General features: G+C 34.5%; 8 protein-coding genes. 2 read left to right on the top strand and 6 right to left on the bottom strand.

The annotated features are described in order from the left end of the window. Positions 1–1,522: 1,522 nt before the first annotated feature. The 5 genes from AFK68_RS27245 to AFK68_RS27225 form a co-directional block, all read right to left on the bottom strand. Positions 1,523–1,714, bottom strand: a complete 192-nt coding sequence (locus AFK68_RS27245) for a hypothetical protein (protein WP_094676736.1) — start codon at positions 1,712–1,714, stop codon at positions 1,523–1,525. Positions 1,715–2,545: 831 nt separating this feature from the next. Continuing rightward, on the bottom strand, positions 2,546–3,169 hold the full coding sequence (locus AFK68_RS27240; protein ID WP_094676734.1) for a 7-carboxy-7-deazaguanine synthase QueE: 624 nt from the start codon (positions 3,167–3,169) through the stop codon (positions 2,546–2,548). A gap of 355 nt (positions 3,170–3,524) precedes the next feature. Next, the gene (locus AFK68_RS42685) at positions 3,525–3,845 is read right to left on the bottom strand and encodes a hypothetical protein (protein ID WP_371357586.1); all 321 of its coding nucleotides are present in this window, start codon (positions 3,843–3,845) and stop codon (positions 3,525–3,527) included. A 58-nt stretch (positions 3,846–3,903) separates the two neighbouring features. Next, a partial coding sequence (locus tag AFK68_RS27230) for a lipid kinase (RefSeq protein WP_143438344.1) occupies positions 3,904–4,608 on the bottom strand: 705 nt, incomplete at its 3' end. An 872-nt stretch (positions 4,609–5,480) separates the two neighbouring features. After that, entirely contained in the window at positions 5,481–7,157 is a 1,677-nt protein-coding gene (locus tag AFK68_RS27225; RefSeq protein WP_094676730.1) for a metallophosphoesterase, read from the bottom strand. Between the two features lie 887 nt (positions 7,158–8,044). On the opposite strand from AFK68_RS27225, the gene AFK68_RS27220 reads away from it, so the two are divergent. Both AFK68_RS27220 and AFK68_RS27215 read left to right on the top strand, forming a co-directional pair. After that, the gene (locus AFK68_RS27220; protein ID WP_094676728.1) at positions 8,045–8,908 is read left to right on the top strand and encodes a sulfotransferase domain-containing protein; all 864 of its coding nucleotides are present in this window, start codon (positions 8,045–8,047) and stop codon (positions 8,906–8,908) included. A 732-nt stretch (positions 8,909–9,640) separates the two neighbouring features. Further along, a complete protein-coding gene (locus AFK68_RS27215; protein ID WP_094676726.1) occupies positions 9,641–10,360 on the top strand; it encodes a trans-aconitate 2-methyltransferase in 720 nt (239 codons plus the stop codon). Between the two features lie 138 nt (positions 10,361–10,498). Here the strand turns inward: AFK68_RS27215 and AFK68_RS27210 are convergent, their stop codons facing one another. Next, the gene (locus AFK68_RS27210; RefSeq protein WP_094676724.1) at positions 10,499–11,671 is read right to left on the bottom strand and encodes a zinc-binding dehydrogenase; all 1,173 of its coding nucleotides are present in this window, start codon (positions 11,669–11,671) and stop codon (positions 10,499–10,501) included. Positions 11,672–11,818: the final 147 nt, after the last annotated feature.

Raw genomic sequence — 11,818 nt, 5'->3', positions numbered from 1 at the left:
ATCCAGAAATCAAAAAGCAAATAAATTATTATCCATAAATTATCAATTAATTCTTTTTTTCTCTATTTTATATCTCCAGAAAATAGGAGATATAAAATAGAAATACTAGAATTTTTCCTAGATATATCCTACTTTTTCAGGGAGGTTATATCATGTCCGTTGGTATTGTTTGTGTAAACCCAAGGGTGAATATCTACAGGAAATTTAATTTTTTTCAGGCTTTTAAGCCTTCTATTCTAGGTAATGAAAGCCTTCTTCCTTCTTCCTTACCAAAACCAGGAGGTCTAAAGCCTCCCCTTGGATAGGGGATGAAAAAAAATAAACTTCAGTATTTCAATAATAGGGTCTCAGTTGGAGGTACTGATAGACTGATAACTGATATTAGTCATCGACAATTTGTGCCCAATCTGGGAAGGAAGGAGGAAAGAAATTAATATCGTAGTCAGACTCTTCCCACTCTTGAACCCATAATGGTACTACTCCTACTCCTTTTATGGGAGTTCTAGAGAATACCCGTTCCCTAGATTCGATAGTGTGAAATATTTGCTTGAGGGTATCTCCTAGGTTAAGAGTGAAACTTAAGAGTTCGTCCAATTCGGGGTCAAGCCGTTTAACTCTTTGTTTGTCATCTTCAGCCCATAATAGTTTTAGGGATTTTAGGGATCTGGGACTAAGTTTGCTCCGATAATAAACACGTTTAAGTTGGGCTACAGGTTCAAGACTCCTTNCCCTAGATTCGATAGTGTGAAATATTTGCTTGAGGGTATCTCCTAGGTTAAGAGTGAAACTTAAGAGTTCGTCCAATTCGGGGTCAAGCCGTTTAACTCTTTGTTTGTCATCTTCAGCCCATAATAGTTTTAGGGATTTTAGGGATCTGGGACTAAGTTTGCTCCGATAATAAACACGTTTAAGTTGGGCTACAGGTTCAAGACTCCTTTCTACTCGGCGAATTTGCTGTAACCGGAGAAAGTGCCACTCTGCCAAACGCTTTCGGTCTTCAGGGGGTATTTTTCCTTTGCTATTAGAGTGTTTGAAGGCATACTTAGCGCAACTACATCCCAGATTAGCTAAAAGATGGATTAACTGTCTCTCTTTAGGGGTAGCTTGTCTTCTTTCTGCAGTTCTCGTAATAACCCTTTTTCTGCGTGTAGTAGTTGTTGTGTCCATCGTTTTGGTCGATAATACTATTAATAGAATAATCGAAGGTAGAACTCTAATCAGTAACAAAGAGTTCTACCCAGCTCTAAATCTAGTCTAANCTTAGCGCAACTGCATCCCAGATTAGCTAAAAGATGGATTAACTGTCTCTCTTTAGGGGTAGCTTGTCTTCTTTCTGCAGTTCTCGTAATAACCCTTTTTCTGCGTGTAGTAGTTGTTGTGTCCATCGTTTTGGTCGATAATACTATTAATAGAATAATCGAAGGTAGAACTCTAATCAGTAACAAAGAGTTCTACCCAGCTCTAAATCTAGTCTAATCTGTCTATACTATCCCCAAGAAGTTATTTCGGCTTTCCTTATATTTTATTTACTTGTTGTGTCTACTTCCTCTTCCCCATCCTCACCTTGGCCTGTGTAATCTTTAGCTAATATCTGACTCTCTTCAATGCCAGTCTGATTAGATAGCACTAAATTCCAGGCATTGGCCTTTGGGACATGAAAAAACGTCAAGCCTGCGGAGGCTATTAACCCTAAAGCAATAATATTCTGTTTCATAGTAGTAGTAGATGAACCCTGTGATTGTTATTTGGAATTGACTACTGACACTCTTGCAAACTGTAAAAAGTGGGTTTTTGCAAAAGCCCTCTTGTATTCCAAAGAATCAGTCTGTAATTATAAAAGAAGCATAGGCACGACCTGATGGATCGCAAAAGCCGGAAGTAAGGTGTTAGTAGTATTATTACTATCTTCTCCCCAATCCTGGTATTTGGGATGTGGAGACTAAGCCATTAGGGAGTTAAACCATCAGGTAATTAGTCCATCTAGGAGTTATCCATCAGGGGTATCTACTTTTTTATTCNCCAAAGAATCAGTCTGTAATTATAAAAGAAGCATAGGCACGACCTGATGGATCGCAAAAGCCGGAAGTAAGGTGTTAGTAGTATTATTACTATCTTCTCCCCAATCCTGGTATTTGGGATGTGGAGACTAAGCCATTAGGGAGTTAAACCATCAGGTAATTAGTCCATCTAGGAGTTATCCATCAGGGGTATCTACTTTTTTATTCAACTATCAGGGTGTATCTCCATCTGCAGTTCTGAACTCGCTGTCTATAAGGAAATTAATGATTTAATCATTAATCCAAATAGGCAGCTTTTTTTGTCTATCTAAAATTCCCTTAGTAGGAGGATTAAGGAAAGAGGAAAGCTCAAGGCCATTTGCTCAACTTTCAATTTTTCTCCACTTAGTTGTTTCGTGGATATTGAGTTTAATTCCTTCAGGACATTTAAAAGATTTGTGGCCTTGAATTAAAAGGATTTTCAGTTCTATTGAAAATTGAGCTTCTTAGGACTTTATAAGACCCGGCCTTTTCAATTAATAGTTTAGTTATTGCAGTCCTAAATATTTATGTAACTGCACAGAGAGTCGGTAATAAGGATATTCCTGAAGTAATTCTAGGACTAACGGTAGAGTGAAATTGCGACTATACCATTCAGGCTGTAGATAAACAGGAATATTATTGTTATCTAATAAAATTTTACTATAAAATTCTAATTCTTTGCCAGTTTCTATCACTAATTTTATTTCTGAAGCCCGTTTCCACATTTGCGGTAAAACTGGATATTTAGGACTAATATGTTGTTTTGGACTAAGAGTTACCCAAGTTTTAGGGGAAATATCTTGCCAATAGCAACCGGAGGTTTCTATTGAAACTTTTCTATCAGTAGCTTCTATTCTTTTTACTAAGGTAGGTAGTTGTTTATGAATAAAAGGTTCACCACCAGAAATAATAACTCTGGGAGAGAATAATTCATTAATTAACTCATCAAAAGTTCTCATTTGTCTGGGTAAACCAACTCCTCCATCCGCATAACCAGTATCACAATAATGACAACCTACTGGGCAACCAGCAAGACGAATAAAATCTACTGGCGTACCTGTCCAATAGCCTTCTCCTTGAATAGTTTTTTGGAATGTTTCATGGATGGGAATTGTTAAATTTTCTGTCATGTTTGAGTAGGAAGGAAGAAGTAAGAAGAAAGAAGGAAGAAGGAAGAAGTAAGAAATAGGAAATAGGAAATAGGAAGTAAGAAGTAGGGAGAAATAGGAAGTAATATAAAGGGTGAAAAAAGAATGTTACACAACTCTAGTTATAGGGAACAGGGAACAGAGATTCGTAGCAAACATTTATCAAAATGGTATAAGAAGGAAGCAGCCATCTCTATCATTGTTCCCTTTTTTTTCAATATTTAGTCCTTCTCTCCTAGATAACTCAACTCTTCTTCCTTCTCTCCTAGATAACTCAACTCTTCTTCCTTCTCTCCTAGATAACTCAACTCTTCTTCCTTCTTCCCTCTTCCTTCATTTATAAAATTGGTACTACAGGTTGCAGTTTTTCCTTTTCAGTTGTTAATTTCCTCGGCACCATAACTGCTAAAGCTAAAGGAACTACTTGAAAATGAGCAGGAGTATAAGTAATAATTTCTCCATCAGTATTAATAGGACGAGGTTTACGAGTATAAACACTAATTACGGAGCTAGAGAGGGAACGAAAACCAAAACTTTCTTGATATTTCCCTTTCCATATAGAAGGTAACATACCAATAAATTGCCAACAATATTTCACTTCTAGGCTGTATAAATCTAGCCTTTGGTCATCAATTGTTGCATCGTGAGCAATAGTCATCCCACCTCCATAATGTTTGCCATTTCCTACAGCAACTTGTAAAGTCTTGACTATTTTNACCAATAAATTGCCAACAATATTTCACTTCTAGGCTGTATAAATCTAGCCTTTGGTCATCAATTGTTGCATCGTGAGCAATAGTCATCCCACCTCCATAATGTTTGCCATTTCCTACAGCAACTTGTAAAGTCTTGACTATTTTTGATTCACCATTACAACGAATTTCTGCTCTAAAAGGGCGACTTTGTAAAATCATTTTACTGGCAGTAATAGCATAAGCTAATACACCCCACCGACGCTTTGCTTCTTTGGTTAAATTATTAGTAATATCTACACTTAATCCTATACTCGCAACATTGAAAAAATATTTGCCATTAACTACTCCTAAATCTATATAACGTTTTTTGCCAGTGGCGATCGCTCGACAAGCTTCAAATAAAGAAACAGGAATTCCTAAAGTTCGAGCTAAATCGTTAGCTGTTCCTAATGGTAAAATTCCTAGAGGTAAACCTGTTTCGACTAGACTATCTACGGCTAAATTTAATGTGCCATCCCCACCACCAATAATTATCAGATTTACCTGATTTTTATACTCTTGAATAAAATGGTTGAAATCCTGTGGAGATTGAGTTTCTTTGCAGATAATTTCTAAGCCAAAATCTTGTAAATAGGTTAAGGCTAAATTTAGATTATCTTGAACTTTTCTGGCATGAGGATTTACTAATAAAAGAGCTTTTTTTGATTCAATATTTTCTGGAATCATATAGTTTTTTTATTGGAGATATAAATAAATTTCTTGCCGGAAAAGGCAATAGCAACAGAGGCTAAGGCATATCCAGTTTTTTAGTACAACAAAAAAAGATGATTTATATTGACAATTATTCAAAAATTAGATATATAGCAATCCTAAATAGGTCGCGACAAATCAAAAAGTAGATAAAAAAGTTTAAACTCCCTCCTGTTGCCTGTTGCCTGTTGCCTCTTGCCTCTTGCCTAAAAAGCAGTAAGATTTTTGCCACGAATATGCGGAGGATTGCTATATAATACCAATTTGAAAAAAGAATGTTACGAATAGTAAGGGGGATAAAAACATTTTTCAGAAGATTTATCTTTGACAAAAAAGATAATTTCCGATCTAAAACATGGTATTAAAGGCATTCCCATGCGACTCCTGACTCGTGACTCCTGACTCAAACAAAAATTCCCTAGTTATTTGTAGCAAATATTTATCAAAATGGTATAAATCCTATTTTAGTCGTGTCAAAAATGTTTTTTGCTTTGAGATAATATCAATTATTAAAAACTTTGCCATGATTAGAACTTCTATTTATAAATACTATTTATTGACTTGATATAAAGATTTAATAGTATTTGTTGTTTTGATGGTTATTTTGACACTTTCCAAGTGTAGCATTACTTTTGATAAATAGTATATAGCAATCCGCGCTTATGTTGCGGGTAATTAAAAAGTAAATAAAAAAGTTGAAACTCTCACCTGTTGCCTGTTGCCAGATGAGCTGTTGCCTGTTCCCTAAAAAGTAGTAAGATTTTTTGCCACGAATATGCGGAGGATTGCTATATAACAATTCCCAAAAAGCGTTAGGCAAGAATTAATTATTAATTATTTGATGGTCACTAAAATAGTTGAAATTCATCAAATTTTACGACTTCAGAATTAGGCTTTCTAGTATCGAAATAGTAACTACTAACTTTTCCTGTTTCTGTCTCAAAAATACTAAAAGCTGTAATGTCATTACTAGCAATATAAGGTTGAGGTTTACCATTTTCATCTAGTAAAGGGGCGATGGTTGGAATTATCGGTTCTAGACCATTGGGATTACCAACTTCAGCATATTTTTCTTGATAATTTTGAGGAACAGTTCGCTTTTTATTTCCTAGATAAGCTCCATAACTATTACCCACATTTGATGTTTCAAGAAAGTGCATCCCACTTGGACTAACAAAACGATTCCAAAGATGAGAATGCCCGTAAAATACTAACTGAACTCCAGCAGTTTCTAATAATGGTAAAACATCTCGAATAATATAGTCATTTTGTTGTGGATATTCATAACGAATCATGGTAATTTTGCCATTTTCATCTCGGTCAATATATTGGATGGGATTCGTATAAGCAGGAATAGAATTTTCACCTAGAGAATGAGGCGGATGGTGAAACATAACTACTTTATATTTAGCTTGTTGAAATTCCTGACTTGCTAGTTCTTTTTCTAACCAATTATATTGTTCGCTACCTTTAATAATAGGTTCAAAAATATGTTGACCGTAACCCCATTCAGCAGGATTGTCAAAATCTTTTTTTCGTTCCCGATATTTGCCTCTAGCATTATCTTTTAAATGGGGAACTCGCCAGATATTTGTGATATATAAAACTACTAAACGTACATCGCCAAAAGTTACAGCGTAGTAATTTTTTTCCTCTGAACTATTTTGAGGCAGAGTAAAAATTTCTTGGTAAGTGTCTGTATTAAAAGAATTATTTTTTAACCAGGTATCAGGATTAATATTTTGAGGATTTTGTGGATATAAATTTTTGGCAGCTTCTCTAGGGTATGGCTGACTAAATTGATAATTCAAAGAGGTTTTCATGGAAAATATACCCATAACTTCATGGTTGCCAATTGCTGGAAACAGAGGCATATTTTGGATTAACTTCCCACCTGTATAAATAGTTTTTTTACCATTTTTTTCTAATTCATAATTAGCTCTACCTTGAAGATTCGGAAAAAAAGCATTTCCTCGATTATCATCAAACCATTCTGAAGCTCGGTCAGGAATATTAACTAAATCTCCAGCAAAAAAAATAGCGTCTAATTTATCAAAAGTTTCTGTTACTTTTTGCAGATTTACAGAACTCATTGGTTTTAATTGATGGTCAGAAGTTAGGAGGATTTTTAAAGGTTTACCAGAGGTTGGTCTAGGAGCCAGATTAAAAATTTTGCTCCTCATTTTTTCCCCATTTTCCTTTTCACTAATAATTTGATATGGCACAGAATTATTAGGAGTTAAACCAATAACTTTTGCTTCATGTCGCCAGATATCTCTCATTATAGGTTGCTGATAAATTAAACCTTTTTCTGTTTGTTTTCCAACTAAAGAATCTTGGTCTTCACGAGTTCGACTCAATTTAGTAGTATTTGCCTCAACAACTTGATTCAAATTTTCACCATAAATTACAAAATTTCGTTTGCCAGGAAATTCAGTGAACCAAACAACTTGTACAGAATTTTCTGTCGGAGCTTGGAGAAATGGGTCGGTTAAAAATTCGGATTGAGATTCTAGAGAAAACATAATTATAAATAGGAAAATAACCACAATAATTAAAATACCAAAAATCCAGGGATTACGATAATAATCTCTGGGATTTTAAAATATTTCTGGAGGAGGATTGAACATAAAAATAATTAGACCATTTTAACAAAATAATACTAAAAGAAGGTGCAACTCGAAGATATATGCTGAAAATGAGCTGATCCAATTTATTCTTAGACAGCTATTTCTATTATTTTTTCCTTTTTTTATTCAGTAATTTTGTAGAAGTAGTGATTTAGACTAAAGACAAGGAACAGCAAATAAGTAATACCATTTATCATGCATGAATGCTATATATGATTGGGTGGGGGAGTGTGGGAAGTGTGGGAAGTGTGGGTAGGGACGTTGCATGCAACGTCCGTACGAGAGAGGTTAAAAGTAGGAAAAACCTATACTAACTAACTAATAATTGTCAATAACAGACTTTTAATCTTGGTAACTATTTGACTTCTGAAGTCAAGCTGAAGTATAGAATTAATGCATGGTAATTGGTATAACAGAAAAGCTCCCACATTCTAAGTTTCAAAAGAATACTATTTGCACTATAAAAAAAATACTTTGTCAATTCTTATAGCAATCCGCGCATAGGTTGTTATAAGTTTTATAATAGCTAATTTAAACTGAAAGCTTTGAAAATTATGACTCCTGACTCCTACTCCTGTACGGGCGTTAACGATAGTTATGCGAAGCTAACGGCCGTTTCGCTGCGCGACATGTTTGCGGAGCATTCCGTCAGGAAAACGCCCCTACCACCAAAATATTACAACTAAAATAGGATTGCTATAGTAAATTTTATACATAATTGAAGTAAAATATAAAAGATATAAAAATTTAATTATTCACTGAAAATAATTTTAATAACTAGGATGAGAAAAGGTCTAAAACCAAGCTATACGCTGCACAAAAATTTTCGTCTACCAATGGGATTTCCCCCAGAAAATTGGGACTCTGGACTTACATATCAAGCTCAAGCAACAGACACTTTTATTGTTACTTATCCTAAATGTGGAACAACTTGGACTCAACATATTGTTTGGATGTTATCCCATGATGGAGAACTATTTCCTGTGGGTAAAAATATTAATTTAGAAGTTCCTCATCTGGAAGAAGTGGGAAATGATTTTGTTAAATCTTTATCCGAACCTCGTTTTATAAAAACTCATTTAACTTACGATTTAACTCCTTATAATCCCAATTCAAAATACATTTATATAGCTCGTAATCCTTTTGATTGTGCTGTTTCTTTTTATTATCATACTCAAGGATTTGTCAAATATTATGATTTTGCTGAAGGTACATTTGATGATTTTTTTGAATGTTTTATTAATGGAGAAGTAGATTGGGGAGATTACTTCGATAATTTGGTTTCTTGGGTGCAACATAAAAACGATCAAAATGTTCTGTTTTTAACTTATGAATCCATGAAAAATAATCCGAAGATGAATATTGTTGCTATAGCAAAATTTTTAGGTGATAATTATCTAGAAAAAATTGAAAATCCACAAATTCTAGAAAGCATTCTTCATCATACAAGTTTTACTAACATGAGCCAAAATCAAAGTCGTTGGTCTAGTCAACGTCCTGCTAATATGACTCCATTTATTCGTAACGGAAAAGTAGGAGATTGGAAGTCACATTTCTCTGTTTATCAAACTCAGAGATTAAGTCAAAAGTTGAGAATCAGAACTGCTGGTACTGAAGCTGAAAATTTATGGCAAATTCCTGAATAATTATGGTTATTTTTCCCAGAAAATTTAGGGATGATCAATCATATTTATCTGTTGATAAAACTTCAAGAATTGAGAATTGAGAATTGAGAATTGAGAATTGAGAATTGAGAATTGAGAATTGAGAATTGAGAATTACCTCTTCTTATAAAAAAGAGGATTGGCGCTCAAGGATTTTTTTTCTTCTCTTGGTCGATTGGATATGGCGTTAACGAAGTGGCTCTGCAAGAGCGGGAAACCTCGCCATCCCATCCTGACGGAATGCTTCGCAAACGACCGCTTTTTCTCCATGAATGGAGAGGCTTTATACCTTTATTTTTCGGTAAACAAACAGCCATCAGATAGCCTCCTGATATCGGTAATTAGCTTTATAAATGCAGGCATTCAGATGGCATTATTGAAATAAAGTAAGTATTTAGCNTTCGGGAAACCTCGCCATCCCATCCTGACGGAATGCTTCGCAAACGACCGCTTTTTCTCCATGAATGGAGAGGCTTTATACCTTTATTTTTCGGTAAACAAACAGCCATCAGATAGCCTCCTGATATCGGTAATTAGCTTTATAAATGCAGGCATTCAGATGGCATTATTGAAATAAAGTAAGTATTTAGCCATCAGCTATTGATAAAATCAGGAGGTAAAAGCAATATTAACTAATATAATTTTTATCAAAAAAAGATAAATTTTTGATATAATTAACTATGAAAATTTTGCTAATAAATTTCAGTAAAAAAAATGGTTAATCAATATACAGGAATTACTAATTATTATGATTTGTTGATGATGTCTGGCTACTATGACTACCATAATATAGCTAAGAAAGCATACTCAATTGTAGGTAATAATTGTCAGATTCTTGAAATAGGAGTAGGAACAGGATTACTTGCAGAAAAGTACATGGAAATTGACAATACTTGTCAGTTTACTGGAGTTGATATTACACCATCCTTTGTGGAAATTGCTAAAAAACGTTTGGGAAATAAAGCTAAGTTGATTGTAGCTGATGCCCTAACAATGGAATTAAATAAAACCTTTGATGTTGCTATATCTCATGCAGGAGTTTGGCTATTTATTAGTTGTGGCGATCGCTTGGAGTTAGTGAGTCATATTCCTGATGTTCAAGCTAACTATAAAGGATTACAAAATTTAGCTCGTCATTTACGAACAGGAAGTTTGCTTTTGTTAAGTATACAAAAGTCTGGGATTAATTTTGAAAAAAATTTACCTGGAGGAATTATATATTCTCAACTTATTGAGGAATTAGAAGATAAAGTAGATTATCACACTCGTAAAAAAAGCTATTTCTTTAAGAAAGATGGTGAAATTATCGCTCAAGAAAAACTAACAATTACCTTGTTCAGACAGAATGCTTATCAAAAATTATTTGATGAAGCAGGATTTGATTTTCAAGGTATTAATAATGATAATAGTTTGGCAATCTACAAAAAAAGATAAAAGTCTATTGGTACTGAAACTGAAAATTTATGGTAAATTCCTAAAGAATAGTTTGAGATGCAATGGCATTTCCAACTAGCGACAATATTTAAAATAGCTGTTATTATTGCCTTTGTTTTTCACTCATCCCAAAATTGCTCATAATACAACTACACCTTTAATATAATCTGACAATTTGTAGTCATTAATAAATGCTTGTGCTACAGTTTCCAGGGAATAGTAACGGTGTGTAATTAATGATGAAACATCTATCTGTTTTTCTTCCAACGTTCTGAGTGCTTGAGAATAGGTTAATGAGCGTCCATGAGCATCTAATTTTCCAGAAGCTCCCGTAGCACAGACTAATGTTGTCTCTATAAATTGGAGGTTATTTAACACACTTAAATCTACTCCCCCATGTCCAAAACCGTACATCAGAAACGTTGCTTGTTTACGCATCAAACTGGGAATAGATTTAAAAATCAAACCATTTCCGCAAGCATCAATTACATACTCTACTAACCGTCCATTTGTCTTTTCTCTCACTGCTTCTACAATATTTACCGTTTGAGGATCTATAACATCTACGCCAAAACCCTTAGCTAACTCACGTTTTTGAGCATTTGTTTCGCTGACCAGAATTAAACCATCATATCCCAGGATGTTGCGTAGGTACTGAATAAATAAAAGTCCCGCAGGACCAGCTCCAAAAATTAGAATTGATTGGACCCGACGCTCCCACTCTTCAGCACCTATTTTATAGCGGGTGCGGGTTTTGGCTACTACATCAGATGTGTGAATTATACAACCAAGAGGTTCTGTAAGAACAGCTTGGACGCTTTCCAAGTCAGAATTGATTTTAATGGCATTCACAGCAGGAACTGTCAAATATTCAGCGAACGCTCCTGCTAAACCAGTAATACCATATTCCTGATAAATTTCACATTGGTGGGAATCTCCAGTAAGACAATATTCGCATAGAGATTTTCCCTTTTGACTCAAACAATTTAAACCCTGGTCTAGAACCACGCGATCGCCCACAGACAAATCTTGAACTTCGGCACCCACTTCTTCTACCACACCAACAATTTCGTGGCCTAGAATTTGAGGTTGTTGGAGTAGGGGGATAGGTTGACCATATTTATCCTTATTAAAATTGCTTTCCCCAGAAAAAATGTGAAAGTCTGAACCACATACACCAACTGCTGATGAGCTTAACAGAATTTGATTAGAAGCAACTTGAGGTTTAGGAACTTGACGGACTTCTAACTTGCCAATATCGCACAGAACCAGCGCTTGCATTGTGGAAGTTTTGGTTATTAGATTGTTCATAATGTTTTGCTCTATAAAATTAATACAATTTTTCTTAATGTTCTGAAATTAAAGTTATCAGTCCAAATTAAATATAATAAAGATACACTTTAATCAATCCGGTTAAAAGTTATTAACCAAAAAATTTAAAATCCATACTATCTAAAC

The organism is Hydrocoleum sp. CS-953 (genome assembly GCF_002260545.1).
Classification (GTDB): domain Bacteria; phylum Cyanobacteriota; class Cyanobacteriia; order Cyanobacteriales; family Microcoleaceae; genus Trichodesmium.
This window is presented reverse-complemented; position numbering and strand designations above follow the sequence as displayed.

What these genes read in the sequence shown, in the direction of transcription:
- AFK68_RS27245 (WP_094676736.1), bottom strand. Translation starts at nt 1,714, where the DNA reads ATGAAACAGAATATTATTGCTTTAGGGTTAATAGCCTCCGCAGGCTTG.
- AFK68_RS27240 (WP_094676734.1), bottom strand. Translation starts at nt 3,169, where the DNA reads ATGACAGAAAATTTAACAATTCCCATCCATGAAACATTCCAAAAAACT.
- AFK68_RS42685 (WP_371357586.1), bottom strand. Translation starts at nt 3,845, where the DNA reads ATGACTATTGCTCACGATGCAACAATTGATGACCAAAGGCTAGATTTA.
- AFK68_RS27225 (WP_094676730.1), bottom strand. Translation starts at nt 7,157, where the DNA reads ATGTTTTCTCTAGAATCTCAATCCGAATTTTTAACCGACCCATTTCTC.
- AFK68_RS27220 (WP_094676728.1), top strand. Translation starts at nt 8,045, where the DNA reads ATGAGAAAAGGTCTAAAACCAAGCTATACGCTGCACAAAAATTTTCGT.
- AFK68_RS27215 (WP_094676726.1), top strand. Translation starts at nt 9,641, where the DNA reads ATGGTTAATCAATATACAGGAATTACTAATTATTATGATTTGTTGATG.
- AFK68_RS27210 (WP_094676724.1), bottom strand. Translation starts at nt 11,671, where the DNA reads ATGAACAATCTAATAACCAAAACTTCCACAATGCAAGCGCTGGTTCTG.